This window comes from Actinoallomurus rhizosphaericola, assembly GCF_024055675.1.
GTDB classification, from domain to species: Bacteria; Actinomycetota; Actinomycetes; order Streptosporangiales; family Streptosporangiaceae; genus Actinoallomurus; species Actinoallomurus soli.
On sequence record NZ_JAMXMW010000009.1, the window covers coordinates 214,570 to 227,388 of the forward strand.

Genomic DNA, 12,819 nt, shown 5'->3' on the forward strand with positions numbered 1-12,819 from the left:
CGTGCTCACGGGTGCTGGAAGACGACCTCCGGGTTCGCCGGTGAGGGGCCGTCGAGCAGGGGCTGCCGGACGCCTTTGAGGTGCAGGTCGAAGAAGGCGCCGACGTACGCACGGGTGATCTCCTCCGCGCGCTGCGGGGAGATCCCGGTCCCGGGCCTGCCCACCCACGCGGCGAGGATGGGCAGGTCGGTGAAGGTGCCGTGGTCGGAGCCGGTGACGGTCAGCCAGCGCTTCCAGCCGTTCAGGTTGCGCCACGCCTGTCCCCAGGTGTCGTCGATGCCCGGGGCCTCGTGCTCGGCGCCGAACATCAGGAACGGGCGGCGGGCCAGGCCGCCGGCCGGGACCTGCGCGTAGAAGGTGCCGTCCATGTTCACCCCGGCGTCCACCCGGTGGTCGGTGGCCATGGTCGTGGCGGTGGCGTCCCCGCCGATCGAGTGCCCGGCCATGCCGATGCGCCGGGGGTCGATCAGGCCGGCGTGGCGCCATGCCGGGTGGTGGCCGGTCAGCCGGTCGAGCACGAAGGAGACGTCCTCGGCCCGACTCCGGGCGATGGCCGGAGGGCCGCCCGCGGGAGGCTCGTCGCAGATGACGCAGGCGAGGGTGCGCCCGTCGGGGAAGGTCGTGCCGGAGTTCTCATACGTGTGGTCGACCAGCGCGACGACGTAGCCGCGACCGGCCAGGTCCTCGGCGAGGCCGGTGAGGGTCGCGCGCGGGAACCCGAGGCCGGGAGAGAGCACCACCAGGGGGAACCTGCCGTGTGCCGGGCGCGCGCCGGTGTGCGCCCAGGTGCGGGTGCCGCTGAGCAGGGCGGGTGGGGCGTCGACGCCGGGAGCCTTCTCCCGCAGGAACAGCCGTGCCTCGTCGACGGTCATGTACGGGGCCGGTCCCCCGGTGCCGGGCCGGGCGGGGTAGTACATCGACACCATCAGCTGCCGCGGTCCCGCCGTCGGCACCCAGGGGTCGGTGCGGTGGCGGTCGACGAGGTGCAGGATGTCGCGACCGACGGCGTACGGGCCCGCCGGGCGGGGCAGGGTCGGCACCTCGGACGTACGCGGGGCCGCGGAGCGAGCGGCGCGCGCGACCGCGACCTGCCGGGCCGGTGAGACGGCGCAGGCCGCGGTCGCCGTCGTGAGGCCCAGCAGGGCGGCGATCAGGCCGGGCACGCGGGTCCGGCGGGGCGTCCGAGCCGAGTCGGTGATTCGTGACTTCATCGGGATTCCTCTCGGGAGGGAGCGAGGGCGTGCGTCACCGGTGGGACCGGGAGTCCGGTACCACTCGACGAGCGCGGGGATCAGCCGATCCGGCGGCGGACCAGCCAGACGGTGGCGAGGCCCAGCAGGAGGATGAGCAGGCTCATCCAGCCGGCCTCGATGAACTGGAAGGTCCAGAACCGGCCGGCGGGGTGGTAGCTGGTCACGATGGTGTAGTGCCGGGCCTGGAGCCAGTCCCGGTACGAGACCGAGGGACCGGGGTCGCCGGACATCGGGAGCTGCGCCAGGTACTTCGTGTACAGGAGGTGGCCGTCGGCGGTGTCGAGCAGGCGCCCGCTCGGATCCACGTACGCCTGGCCGACCACCCAGTCACGCGGGCCGGTCCGGCCGACCGTGACGAGGGGTGTCATGTAGTACCGGCGGAGCTTGAAGACGAGCGCCAGGATGAGGCCGGACGAGGCGAGGAAGACCGCACCGACCGCGACCAGGGTGCGGCGGGTCAGCACGCCGGCGAACACCCCGGCCGTGAACGCCAGCAGCGTCTGGACCGGAAAGACGACTCCACCGAGCTCGAAGCCGAGGTAGTCGTTGAAACCGAACCGCATGACGTGGTCCAGGGGCGCGTTGTACCAGGTGTACAGGGCGCCGTAGGCCTCCGCCACCGCGGCCAGCACGGCGGCGATCAGCAGCAGCTTCGTCAGGATCCAGCGGGTGCGACCGACCCCCTGGGTCCAGGCGAACCGGTAGGTGCCCGTCTCCAGCTCCCGCGCGACCAGCGGGCCTCCGAAGAACGCGCCGAACGCCGCGGGGAGCAGCAGCAGGAACAGGAAGGGGATCTGCTGTGGGTACCAGTCGAACAGCTCCATGCGGAGGTTCTGGCAGTGGTCGCCGGTGAAGGAGGCGCACCGGCCCAGGCCGAGCCGGTGGTAGGTCGAGCGGGCCCGCAGGCCACCGGCCACCATCAGTACGGCGAAGCCGGCCAGCATCCCCAGCAGACCGTAGAAGGCGGACCGGTGCTGGCGCCAGGTCACCCACGCGACGCCGAGGCGTGGCAGCGGCCTGTGGCCAGCCGGAAGCGGAGAGGCGGTCGTCGTCATCGGCAGGCCGCCTGTTCGCCGTGGACGGATCTCGGGCCGTCGAGCACCGAGGCCGAAGGCTCGCGCAGGTAGGCCAGCACCAGTTCCTCCAGCCCCACCGGCTGCCGCTGCCAGCCCGGCGGCACGGCGACCGGATCGGTGCCGCGGATCAGCAGGTGCGCCTGCGCGAAGGCACGCCGGTCCCGGACGACCGGGAAGCGTTCCGCGACGGCATCGGCCCGATCGGCCGGTCCGGTCAGGACGTGATGCCCCGCCACCAGGTCCTCGGCGTCACCGCAGACCTGAATCCGGCCGCCGTGCATGACGACCACGTAGTCGCAGACCCGTTCCAGCTCCGCGACGACGTGGGAGGAGAACACCACCGAGACGCCGTCCTCCGCCACGGCCGCCATCAAGGCGGCCATGAAGTCATGCCGCGCCATCGGGTCGAGCGCGGCCAGCGGCTCGTCCAGGATCAGCAGCTCCGGGCGTTTGGCGAGGGCGAGGGTGAGCGCCACCTGAGACCGCTGGCCGCCCGACAACGCCCCGACCTTCTTCGCCAGTGGAATGCCCAGCTCCGCCAGGCGGGCACGAGCAGGCTCATCGTCCCAGCGCCGGTTCAGGCTGCGGCCCACCCGCAGCATGTCGGCCACCGGCAGGTTGCGGTAGAGCGCCGCCTCCTGCGCCACGAAGGCGACGGCGTCCAGCGCGGCGGCCGACCCCGCGAGCCTGCCGCCCGCCACCCGTACCTCGCCCGTCGTCGGCGTGGCCAGCCCGGCCGCCAGGCTCAGCAGCGTCGTCTTGCCCGCGCCGTTCGGGCCGACCAGGCCGACCACGTGCCCGGCCGGGATGGCCAGCGAGCAGTCCCGCAGCGCCCACGTACGGCCGTAGCGCTTACCGAGCCCGGACGCCTCGATCGCGGTGCTCACGCGACCACCCCAGCGCGGCCGCCGCCGTCCTCGTCCGTCCGGCCTGCACCGCCCTGCCGCAGCTCGTCCAACGCGGCCGTGAACAGGGCGCTCATCCCGGCCTCGTCGAGCCCGGCCTCGCTCGCGGTGCGCATCCACGCGAGCATGCTCTTCTGCAGGGCCGCCTGTTCGCGCAGGCCCACCCGGTCCAGGGTGCTCTCGACGAACGTGCCGAGGCCCCGCCGTCCGGCCACCAGGCCCCGATGCTCCAGCTCCCGGTAGGCCTTCAGCACCGTGTTCGGGTTGATGGCCAGCCCGGCGACGACGTCCTTGACCCTCGGCAGCTGATCGCCCTGTTGGAGATGGCCCAGCCGCAGCGCCTGCTCCACCTGGTGGACCAGCTGGAGATAGGTCGGCACCCCCGAGGCCGGGTCGAGCCGGAACTCGATCGGCGACGGCGAGACGTCCCCGCCCGGACCACCTTTATCTACATCCATAGTTATTGAGTTAAATGACCTTGGCCCCGTCTTGTCAACTCGTCCGGCGGAAGAGACCTCCTCCCGATCGACCGATCGTCGGACGAGAGGTGTGAGGTGTGATGCCGTTCTTGTGGGTATCGCCCGGCCGCCGCGCGGCGCGGGTCGCCGAGGTCCTGGTACGAGGCCTGGCGGTCGCGCTCGGGACGTTCGCGCTGGTGGCGTTCTTCATTCCGCTGGTTCCCGCGCTGCTGCTGTGGCCTGTGCTGCGCTGGCATCGGGTCCGCTGGATCTTGACCGCGTTCCTGCACGCGGCGGGAACCGTGGCGGAGCTGGGGCGTCCGAATACTCCTCCGGTTCCTCTCCGGTCAGCTGACCGGGTAAGGCCTCAGCGCTGACAATCTTCGGGCTCACCGAGAAGCCTTGACCAGTCTTCACCGCCGGCGCACCGACGTGTGGGCGGTGTCAGTGCAGGGCGCTGCCGGCGAGCCACCGGTTCCAGGAGACCGTCCAGAACTTCCAGTCGTCGGCGTACGGCTCATCCGCGAACGGGCGCGTCGTCCCGGTCACGTCCACGATGTCGCCACGCTGGGAGATGTCGTAGAAGTACCTGGCGCCTTCCGGAGTCGTGCGGACGCAGCCGTGGCTCTCGTTCGACACGCCCAGGTACTGGTACTCACCGACGCTCTGATGCACGTACTCCCCGCCCACGGTGATCCGCACCGCCAGGTGGACCTTCTCCTGGTAGTCGTCACAGCCTGGCTGGCCGTGGCAGGTCGCCGTCATGGTCACGACCTGGGCCTTCTCCCTCGTGAGATGGATCCCGCTGGTCGTGATGGTGGAGCGCAGGTTCCCCTTCCCGGTGCTGATCTTGAATTTGTGCACCGTGCCGTCGTGGTTCACGGTCATGTAGTGGGTCTTCGCGTTCGCCACGGTGACGTTGGAGTCGCCGATGCGGAAGGTCCGGGAGACGTCACGGACCCCGTACGTGTCGCGAGCGGCCCGCACACCGGCCAGGTGCGCGGTGAAGGAGATCTTCTGGTGGGCCTGCCAGTACTTCCTCGTCCGGTACACGACCCGCCGGTCCGTGACCCAGCTCCAGGCGCCTTCGTCGCCCTTGTCGCTCTTGACCTGCAACGCCTTCTCGACGTTCGCCCGGTTGGCGACCGGACCGGTGAAGTCGACGATGATGGGCATCCCGACGCCGACCTTCTCCCCGGGCATCGGCGTCACGTCCGCGATCCCGATGGTCTGCTTCGCCTTGGCCGTACGGAACGCGCTGGTGACCGTGGTGACCTTGCCCTTGCGGTTCTTCGCCGTGGCGGTGACCTTGTAGGACGTGCCGGGCTTGAGCGTCCAGTCGGTCTTCCAGGAGGTGTGGTCGGCGTTGAAGGCGCCGGCGACGCCGGTGACCGTCTCCAGCGTGCCGCCGGACACGGTGACCGTGACGCCCTGGTCCGGGCGGACGTCGTTGCCCGCGGCGCTGATCCGCACCGTCGCGTCCGACGCGGCGCTGCCGTCGCGGCCGGTGGTGTCGGCCGTGCTCGCCGAACAACCCGTCACGGCGGCGAGGGCGGCCGCCGCGGCCAAAAGGATGAGCTTCATTCGAGGGGGCTCCAGGAGGTACTACGGGATCCGGCAGGTAGGTCGGGCGGTCGGCGTCAGGCACAGGCGGCGCCTCGCCTCGCTGTCCATCAGATGCCCGGAAACGCGTTCGAGTTCGGAGAAAAGCCGCTGGATGGGCGAGAAGGCCCCACTCGCAGACGGTCAGGGGCGGGTCACCAGGTGACGGGCAGGGCGTGCAGGCCGAACAGACCGGCGTCGTAGGCGAAGGGCAGTTCGTCGAGCCCGGTCGCCAGGCGCAGGGTCGGGATCCGGGCCGACAGGGCGCCGTAGGCGATCTCCAGCTCGGCGCGGGCGAGGTTGTGACCGACGCACTGGTGCACGCCGTGGCCGAAGGCGAGGTGGTGGTGCGCGGGCCGGCGGACGTCGAACGCGTCGGGATCCTCGAACGCCCGCTCGTCCCGGTTGGCGGACGCGGCCAGCACCGTCAGGCGGTCGCCGGCGCGGATCCGCACGCCGCCGACCTCGAGGTCGGCCTCCGCCCTCCGGTCGAAGCTGACCCAGTCCTGCACCGAATGGAACCGCAGCAGCTCATCGACCGCACCCGGCAGCAGACCGGAGTCGGCGCGCAGTGCCGCGAGCTGCGCCGGGTGCTCCAGCAGCGTCACCACGCCCAGCGAGATCATGTTCGCCGGCGACTCGTAGCCCGCGAGCAGCAGCAGGAAACCGATATTGATCAGCGCGTCGGTGGTCAGCTCTCCGGTGGGCAGGTACCGGGCGGCCAGCCGCCCGATGAGGCCGTCCCGCGGCTCGCGCTCGGCGCGGCCGATGAGGTCGCGCAGATGGTCGCGGAGCTCGCGGGAGGCCTGGGGCGCCCGCGGGTCGAAGGTCAGCACGCTGAGCATCCGCAACCGTGACTCGAAGAACGCGTGGTCGCCGGCCGGGACGCCAAGGAGCTCGCAGACGACGCGCGCCGGCACCGGGCGAGCGAACGAGTCGACGAGGTCGGCAGGCGATCCGGTCGCGAGGATCTCGTCGATCGCCGTGTCGACGATCCGCTGGATGCGCGGCCGCATGGCGGCCACCGGGCGCGCCCCCAGCTCCGAGAGCAGCATCCGCCGGTACCGGGTGTGCTCCGGCGGGTCCATGTCGATGAAGAACCCGTCGTCGGGCCGGTCGTCGTCGGGTCCGCGCGGGCGTTCGGGGCGTCCGGTGTTCGAGCTGATCCGCGGGTGGCTGAGGATCTGCCGCGCCTCGGCGTGGCGGGTCACCGCCCAGACCGGCGCGCCGTTCGGCAGGGTCGCACGGACGAGCGGCGCCTCATCGCGCATCCGCCGGTACTCGGGCGGCGGGGCGAACGGGCAGGTCCGCGCCATCGGAAAGGACGGCGGTGCGGACTCGTCGTGCTCGGAAGCGGTCATCGCGGTCCCCCCCCTCGGCGCCCGCCTCAGCATGCAACCGCGATGTCGATCATGTCCAGGGACGCCGACCCCTCGGGTTGGCCGACGCGCCGGGGACTTCATTTTCGCGCGTGGGGCGCTGGGAACATCTATAGTCCAACGCATGTCGGAGGATCGGGAAGCCTGGGGCACCCTGCTCGAAGCCGGATTCCTGCACGCGCTGCGCGAGGCGCACACGGAGGCGACGCTGGCCGTGTTCGGCGCGATGAGCCGGGCGGCCGGGTTCAAGGAGCGGTCCTTCGGCACCGGTGCCTTCGACGTGCTGGAGACCCAGCTCGACCGGGTGTTCCACCTGGGCGAGTTCGCCCCGGACCCGGATGAGGCCGACGACGATCCGCTCGCGGCGATGGTGACCCGCCACGACCTCAACGGCTCGCCCGGCTGGCGGTACGGCCGTTACCGGATCCTGCTCAAGCGGCACCGGTTCGGCGCGGTCCGGGCGATCCGCTGGGACCGGGAGAGCTTCACCAAGCAGGTGGTCGCGCGGCAGGAGTTCCCCGACGACCCGCAGCTCAGCCTCGACTTCGGGCTCGGTCCCGTACGGGAGACCGACGACGTCGTGACGCTCGTCCTCGCGCACAGCGCGACGGAGGAGCCGCTGGAGATGGAGCTGTTCCTCGGCCGCCCCCGGCTGAACGCCGACGGCGGTCCGGCCTGGCACTGGCTCCGTCAGCTGAACGACGACACCCTCGGCGCCGACCGACGGCGTAGGCTCGTGCCCTCCACCCTGCCCCTGTGGGCCGACGACGAGGCCGATGTTCCGCTGCGGCTCCACGGTCGGCGTGCGGGCGGCGGAGAGACGAGTATCGAAACGGCCCAGTGAACGACCACACCAACGAGCACGCCGCGCGGCGGCTCGCCGAGGCGCGGCTGCTGTTCGACGCCGACCGGCTCACGCTGGCGCGGCGCCTGCGCGGCATGCGCAAGAACCAGTTGGCCCAGGCCGTCGGCACGACGCCGACCGCCATCGGCCAGTACGAGGCCGGCGTGCACCGGCCGTCGGAGAAGACCCTGTCGCGGCTGGCGTTCGCGCTGGGCGTGCCGGTCGAGTTCTTCCGCGCCGGACGCGGCCATGTCTCCCTGGACACCGCGCACTTCCGGTCGCTGCGGTCCACGACGCAGATCGAGCGCGATCAGGCCCTCGCCCACGGCCGGATCGCGGCGGACATCGTCACCGCGTTGGAGGCGCTCGTCGAGCTGCCGCGCGCGGAACTGCCCGAGCGGCCGGTGTCCCCGGAGGAGATCGCGGGACCCGGGCCGGTGGAGGCCGCGCGGCTGGCGCGCGAGGCGATGGTCGGCGACGCGGGGCCGATCCCGCACCTCGTACGGCTGCTGGAGAAGCACGGCGTCATCGTGCTCGTCCTGCCCCCGTCGACCGAGCGCGTCGACGCGTTCAGCATCGGCGCCCACCCGCGCCCGATGGTGCTGTTCAACCCGGCCAAGGGCGACTACTGGCGCAACCGCTTCGACGGCGCGCACGAGCTCGGCCACCTCGTCATGCACGCCGACGCCGAACCGGGCAGCAAGATCATCGAGGATCAGGCGCACCGCTTCGCGGCCGAGTTCCTGATGCCGGAGGCGGCCATCGCCGACCGGCTGCCCCGTACCGCCGACTGGGCCTGCCTCGCCGATCTGAAGTCGGCCTGGGGCGTCAGCATGTCCGCCCTCCTTTACCGGGCGCGCAGCCTCGGCATCATGAAGGAAAGCACGTACCGCAACGCGATGAGCGTGATGAGCGCCCGCGGCTGGCGGCGCAGCGAGCCCGGCCCGGCCAAGCCGCTCGAACGCCCGACCATGCTCACCCGGGCGGTCGAGCTGGTCGCCGGCTCCGGCACCGGCCGCGACGAGCTCGCCGACCGCGCCGGCGTCACCCGCGCGGACCTCGACCTCCTCGTCCCCGGCCGTTCCCTCGCCGACCCGGCCTCCGGAATCAGCCGCAGACCGCTCGGTAGTACGTGAGCCGCTCCTGCAGGACGTATCCGGCCAGGCCGTTCTTGACCACCACGCCGTAGTAGCGGTACGGCCGGGCCGGATTCCCCGGCGTCTCATCCCGCGTGAACAGGTCGCCCGGCCACACGGTCCCGACGACGGCGCCGTGCGCGTCCACGACGTTGCCCCGGTGCGAGACCCGGTACTGCGGGCGCTGCCGGCAGCCGCCCTGCCGCACCGCCGTACGGGTGGGCGGCGGCCGATCGTCCCCGGTGACCGCCACGATCACGGCGGCGGCCGCCGCGCCCAAGGCCACGGCCGCTACGGCGACCACCGCGAGCAGCCGGCCACGTCTACGCCGGACGGTGCCGCCGGGAGCCGGTTCATCCTCCGCGCCCGTCTCCGAGGCCGCTCGGTCGCCGTTCTCCGGGCGAACCTCCCCGGGGCTCGCCGCTCGGGCGGCCAGTGCCGCCTCGCGCAGGTCCCGCAGGCGCTCGCGGTCACCGGAGGGCACGCCGGCGAGTTCGCAGAGCCGGTCGAGCACGTCGACCGGCATCGGGGTCTGGGCGTTCAGGTAGCGCGAGAGCGAGGAGTCCGAGACGTTGAGGTCCCTCCCGAGCCGGGCGAGCGTCGATCCGACGCGCTCGTACAGCAGGCGGATCTGCTCGGTGAACCGGCGGACCGGCTCGGGCAGCTCCGCGGGCAGTGGCTGAAGAGGCTTGCGGCGCTCCGCCACGTCGTCTCCCGTCCCGTCGTCGATCCTCTCCTCCACGACCGGCCTGGTCAGCGGCGTGGGATATCCCGCCTGTCCCGTCATGAGCCGATTCGTGGCGACGCCGCCCGTCTGGACCGCAGGATCGATCTTGCCCGCTGCGGCAGGAGCAGTCGGGCGGAAACCCGAAGACCCGCCGTCCGCATGCGGACAGCGCATCCCTCAGGAGGAACACCAGGAATGGCTTCGACGAACACCTCGCGCCGTGGCGTCGTCATCGCGGCGGCGGCCTCGCTGGCGAGCGCGGCGCTGCTCATCGGCGGCACCGGCGTCGCGGAGGCGGCGCAGGCCCCGACCAATCCGGCGCAGCTCAAGAAGAGCTGCACCCTGTGGTTCAACTACACGCCGCATCGGGCGATGGACAAGGCACCGGGCCACTCCATCCCGGTGAAAGCGGGCAACGGCCGGACCGTCAACTACCGGTACAACTGGGACTCCCACTACGCGGTCGTCTCCACCTGGGGCTCGTCCGGAGTCTGGGGCTTCATCAACCGCTCCTGCCTGGGCAAGCCGAAGCACGCGGTCGGCGGGCCGCTCCACGAGAACCTGTCCTCGAAGGTCGCCAAGCACACCCGGTACATGTGCGGCCAGCAGACCCTTTACGTGCGGGACCACCAGCAGCGGGTCATCGGCCGGCTGTACCACGGCGACCGGTTCGTCCAGTACGGCAAGACGCGGAAGATGAAGAAGGACAACGGCCGGATCGCGGTCGGGTACGCCTACGGGCAGGTCGACAAGGCCGGGCGCGTGTACGTGAAGTACCTGTCCACAAAGCCGTGCCCCACCGCCGCCGCGGCGCCCGCCGCCGCGGCGACGGCCCCGGCTTCGGCGGCCCCCGTCGCCTCCGGGTCGGACCTGCCCGCGTCCCGCGCGGTCGCGGCCGGCTGCCAGTACAAGGTGACCTGGCCGGTCGCCGGCGTGTACGAGCAGCCGACCAACGCCTCCACGCTGCTGAAGGACAAGCGCGCCGGTGACGTCGTCGGCGGTTACTGCGACTGGACGTACGACAACACCACCGAGGGCCACACCTACCTCGCGGTGGCCACTGACAGCGCGGCGGACGGCATCGGCTGGATGCGCCGCGACGCCCTCATGAAGCTCTGATCGGACAGGACCGCCGGCGCGCCGGGATGGGACACGATCGTGTCGCCCCCGGCAGTGCGCCTGACGGCCCGCGCGGGTGACGGCGGTGGTGGAGGGACCGTCGTCACCCGCTCCCGCGTCGACGAGCTCCTGCGTGGCGTGGTCCGTCGGCGAACCGCCGGTCATACTCGTCCTAACTCGTGACGACGATCTTCCCGGCGTGGAGCCCCTTCTCCAGGTGGCGGTGTGCCTCGACGACGTCGTCGAGGGCGAGCACCTCGTCGATGGCGGGCCGCAACGCGCCGAGGCGTACCCCGGCGTTCAGGAAGGCCGCCATGCGTTTCACCGCGACGGCGTCGAGGGTGTGCTCGAAGCTCTGGTAGCTGAAGATCGTGAGCCGGGTGCCTCTCGGGAACGGGGTGGGCCGAGGGTCCAGGAAGCCCGCGGCGACCAGTGTTCCGCCGGGGCGGGCCGCCTTCACCAGATCCTGCTGGCCGGGCCCCGTGACGAGGTCGAGGACGATGTCGGCGCCGGCCCCGCCGGTGTGGTGACGGACGGCTTCGGCGACGTCCACGTCGTCGGTGGCGATGACCGCGGCGGCGCCGGCGGTGAGCAGGTCGTCCTTCTTCGCGGTATGCCGGGTGACGGCGATGGGCACGGCGCCGATCTGATTGGCGATCTGCATCGCCGCCCGGCCGACGCCGCCGGACGCGGCGGTGATGAGGACGTGGTCGCCGGGCCGCATCCCCGCCTTCTCGATGAGTGCGCCGTAGGCGGTGGAGTAGGCGACCCAGATCGCCGCCGCCTCCGTGATCCCGAGCCCCGCCGGCCGGGCGACGACCCGGCTCGCGGGGACCGTGGTGTATTCGGCGTAGCTGCCCCTGACGTTCGCGTCCGGAATCGCCGTGAGGATGACCGGATCGCCGATCTCCAGCCCGGTGGTCTCGGGGCCTAGCGCGTCGACGACGCCGGTTCCCTCGACGCCGAGGCGAGCATGGGGCAGGGGGACGGTCACGGGCGAGGTGCCGGAACGCATCATCAGGTCGAGCGGGTTGACGGCGAACGCTTCGATCCTGACCCGTACCTCGCCGGCCGCGGGCTCGGCGACCGGCTCCTCGACGACGTGCATGACCTCCGGCCCGCCGAACTCGTCGAACACGACGACTCGTGACATGGCGACTCCTCCGCATCCGGTGCTGGTCTCGTTGCTCGCGGAAGACGTTACGGAGCCGTCGGTTACCTTTTGGTACCTTCGATTTCCATGCGGAACGCGGCTGAACCAGCCTTCCTCGCCGACTGCCCCACGCGCCTGGTGGTCGAGATCCTCTCCGACAAATGGGCCGTGCTCGTGATCTTCGCGCTCAGCCGTCAGCCTCGCAGGCACGGTGAGCTCGTCGACCTCATCGGCGGCGTCTCGCGCAAGGTCCTCACCCACACGCTGCGCCGGCTCCAGCAGTACGGTCTGGTCGAACGCCATACCGAAACTCCACGGCAGGTCGAGTACAGCCTCACCGGCCTCGGCCGGACCCTCGTCGAACCCATCGAGGTCCTGACGAACTGGGCGAGGACCTACGGCGGGGCCATCGCCGACTTCCAGGAGGCGGCAGAAGCCGCTACCTCGGCTCAGTCTCGCGCGGCGGGTTGATCTCAACGAGATTCATGGTGGTCACCGCACCGGTCGTCCGGCGGCGGTCGTCCAGGCCCCCGTGCTTTCCGCAGGACCTTTGCTCTGCTCACTTCGGGTGGGCACTGGACCGTACCAGGTGCCTACCCCAGGTGAGCAGAGCAAAGAGTGCCGGGGGAGGGACGTGATGGCCCGCGCGGAGTGGGCTCTCATGCCCACAAGACACCCATGACGATTCGACCGGTCATCGCTTTTCCTCCTTCCGGTGGATGCCTTACTCCGGCAGAACGGCCCAGACGCACGTGCCGGAGGCCGCCAGGCGGGAGCCCTATACCTCGGAGAGGGCCGCGATGATGTGCATCCCGCGCCCGGACTCCTGCTCGAAGCCGGCAGGGGCGATCTCGAGGACGGGAAGGGCGGGACGTACGGCGCGGCGACCCGATCATCCCGGTGGCGAAGGCCGTCAGGGTGAGGAGCGTGACGGCCGTGCCGAGGACGACGGCCGTCGCCACGATCACGAGGGTCTCCCAGCGGAGCATCCGCATGACCTGCCGGCGGGTGGTACCGACCAGCCGGAGCAGGGCAGGGTCTCACAGAGTCCCCGCCCTTGTGTTCGCGCCGGTGCAGCCGACCAGAACGATCTGGCGGCCGCTGACCGGCCGTAGTCGCCGGTGAGGACGCCAATTGCCTAGTCGGGCGGAACCGTTCGTAGGCTGA

Annotated in this window: 14 protein-coding genes; 5 read left to right on the forward strand and 9 right to left on the reverse strand. The window is 71.5% G+C overall.

Annotation, left to right across the window (positions count from 1 at the left end):
• Positions 1-5 precede the first annotated feature (5 nt).
• From NE234_RS21475 to NE234_RS21490, 4 genes are all read right to left on the reverse strand, one after another.
• Positions 6-1,211, reverse strand: coding sequence for an alpha/beta hydrolase family protein (locus NE234_RS21475; RefSeq protein ID WP_252782261.1), 1,206 nt, complete (start codon positions 1,209-1,211; stop codon positions 6-8).
• Positions 1,212-1,291: 80 nt separating this feature from the next.
• Positions 1,292-2,308 carry a hypothetical protein gene (locus NE234_RS21480; protein ID WP_252782262.1) on the reverse strand — a complete coding sequence of 339 codons (1,017 nt, stop codon included), beginning with the start codon at positions 2,306-2,308 and terminating at the stop codon, positions 1,292-1,294.
• Positions 2,305-3,216, reverse strand: a complete 912-nt coding sequence (locus tag NE234_RS21485) for an ABC transporter ATP-binding protein (protein ID WP_252782263.1) — start codon at positions 3,214-3,216, stop codon at positions 2,305-2,307. The genes NE234_RS21480 and NE234_RS21485 overlap by 4 nt, the downstream gene beginning before the upstream one ends.
• Positions 3,213-3,692 carry a GntR family transcriptional regulator gene (locus NE234_RS21490; RefSeq protein WP_252782264.1) on the reverse strand — a complete coding sequence of 160 codons (480 nt, stop codon included), beginning with the start codon at positions 3,690-3,692 and terminating at the stop codon, positions 3,213-3,215. Before NE234_RS21490 ends, NE234_RS21485 begins: the two co-directional genes overlap by 4 nt.
• 101 nt (positions 3,693-3,793) lie before the next feature.
• On the opposite strand from NE234_RS21490, the gene NE234_RS21495 reads away from it, so the two are divergent.
• The gene (locus NE234_RS21495; protein WP_252782265.1) at positions 3,794-4,069 is read left to right on the forward strand and encodes a hypothetical protein; all 276 of its coding nucleotides are present in this window, start codon (positions 3,794-3,796) and stop codon (positions 4,067-4,069) included.
• 67 nt (positions 4,070-4,136) lie between these two features.
• Here NE234_RS21495 and NE234_RS21500 read toward each other — a convergent pair whose 3' ends face one another.
• Positions 4,137-5,276: a L,D-transpeptidase gene (locus NE234_RS21500; protein WP_252782266.1), complete on the reverse strand. Its 1,140-nt coding sequence runs from the start codon at positions 5,274-5,276 to the stop codon at positions 4,137-4,139.
• A gap of 173 nt (positions 5,277-5,449) precedes the next feature.
• The gene (locus NE234_RS21505) at positions 5,450-6,655 is read right to left on the reverse strand and encodes a cytochrome P450 (RefSeq protein WP_252782267.1); all 1,206 of its coding nucleotides are present in this window, start codon (positions 6,653-6,655) and stop codon (positions 5,450-5,452) included.
• A 142-nt stretch (positions 6,656-6,797) separates the two neighbouring features.
• On the opposite strand from NE234_RS21505, the gene NE234_RS21510 reads away from it, so the two are divergent.
• Positions 6,798-7,517, forward strand: a complete 720-nt coding sequence (locus NE234_RS21510) for a hypothetical protein (protein WP_252782268.1) — start codon at positions 6,798-6,800, stop codon at positions 7,515-7,517.
• Positions 7,514-8,653 carry an XRE family transcriptional regulator gene (locus NE234_RS21515; protein WP_252782269.1) on the forward strand — a complete coding sequence of 380 codons (1,140 nt, stop codon included), beginning with the start codon at positions 7,514-7,516 and terminating at the stop codon, positions 8,651-8,653. The genes NE234_RS21510 and NE234_RS21515 overlap by 4 nt, the downstream gene beginning before the upstream one ends.
• Here the strand turns inward: NE234_RS21515 and NE234_RS21520 are convergent.
• Positions 8,625-9,440 (reverse strand): helix-turn-helix domain-containing protein, encoded by an 816-nt coding sequence (locus NE234_RS21520; protein ID WP_252782270.1) that lies wholly within the window; start codon positions 9,438-9,440, stop codon positions 8,625-8,627. The genes NE234_RS21515 and NE234_RS21520 overlap by 29 nt on opposite strands.
• 135 nt (positions 9,441-9,575) lie before the next feature.
• Here NE234_RS21520 and NE234_RS21525 point away from each other — a divergent pair, with 135 nt between their 5' ends.
• Entirely contained in the window at positions 9,576-10,499 is a 924-nt protein-coding gene (locus NE234_RS21525) for a hypothetical protein (RefSeq protein ID WP_252782271.1), read from the forward strand.
• Between the two features lie 172 nt (positions 10,500-10,671).
• Here NE234_RS21525 and NE234_RS21530 read toward each other — a convergent pair whose 3' ends face one another.
• Positions 10,672-11,652, reverse strand: a complete 981-nt coding sequence (locus tag NE234_RS21530; protein ID WP_252782272.1) for a zinc-dependent alcohol dehydrogenase family protein — start codon at positions 11,650-11,652, stop codon at positions 10,672-10,674.
• A gap of 87 nt (positions 11,653-11,739) precedes the next feature.
• On the opposite strand from NE234_RS21530, the gene NE234_RS21535 reads away from it, so the two are divergent.
• Entirely contained in the window at positions 11,740-12,123 is a 384-nt protein-coding gene (locus NE234_RS21535) for a winged helix-turn-helix transcriptional regulator (RefSeq protein WP_252782273.1), read from the forward strand.
• Between the two features lie 188 nt (positions 12,124-12,311).
• On the opposite strand, the gene NE234_RS46020 is transcribed toward NE234_RS21535, so the two are convergent.
• The gene (locus NE234_RS46020) at positions 12,312-12,647 is read right to left on the reverse strand and encodes a hypothetical protein (protein WP_406567042.1); all 336 of its coding nucleotides are present in this window, start codon (positions 12,645-12,647) and stop codon (positions 12,312-12,314) included.
• Positions 12,648-12,819: the final 172 nt, after the last annotated feature.

Excerpts from the sequence above, each read along its gene's own strand:
- NE234_RS21520 (WP_252782270.1), bottom strand. The coding sequence starts at position 9,440 with ATGACGGGACAGGCGGGATATCCCACGCCGCTGACCAGGCCGGTCGTG.
- NE234_RS21500 (WP_252782266.1), bottom strand. The coding sequence starts at position 5,276 with ATGAAGCTCATCCTTTTGGCCGCGGCGGCCGCCCTCGCCGCCGTGACG.
- NE234_RS21475 (WP_252782261.1), bottom strand. The coding sequence starts at position 1,211 with ATGAAGTCACGAATCACCGACTCGGCTCGGACGCCCCGCCGGACCCGC.
- NE234_RS21480 (WP_252782262.1), bottom strand. The coding sequence starts at position 2,308 with ATGACGACGACCGCCTCTCCGCTTCCGGCTGGCCACAGGCCGCTGCCA.
- NE234_RS46020 (WP_406567042.1), bottom strand. The coding sequence starts at position 12,647 with ATGCGGATGCTCCGCTGGGAGACCCTCGTGATCGTGGCGACGGCCGTC.
- NE234_RS21510 (WP_252782268.1), top strand. The coding sequence starts at position 6,798 with ATGTCGGAGGATCGGGAAGCCTGGGGCACCCTGCTCGAAGCCGGATTC.
- NE234_RS21535 (WP_252782273.1), top strand. The coding sequence starts at position 11,740 with ATGCGGAACGCGGCTGAACCAGCCTTCCTCGCCGACTGCCCCACGCGC.
- NE234_RS21525 (WP_252782271.1), top strand. The coding sequence starts at position 9,576 with ATGGCTTCGACGAACACCTCGCGCCGTGGCGTCGTCATCGCGGCGGCG.
- NE234_RS21530 (WP_252782272.1), bottom strand. The coding sequence starts at position 11,652 with ATGTCACGAGTCGTCGTGTTCGACGAGTTCGGCGGGCCGGAGGTCATG.
- NE234_RS21495 (WP_252782265.1), top strand. The coding sequence starts at position 3,794 with ATGCCGTTCTTGTGGGTATCGCCCGGCCGCCGCGCGGCGCGGGTCGCC.
- NE234_RS21505 (WP_252782267.1), bottom strand. The coding sequence starts at position 6,655 with ATGACCGCTTCCGAGCACGACGAGTCCGCACCGCCGTCCTTTCCGATG.
- NE234_RS21490 (WP_252782264.1), bottom strand. The coding sequence starts at position 3,692 with ATGGATGTAGATAAAGGTGGTCCGGGCGGGGACGTCTCGCCGTCGCCG.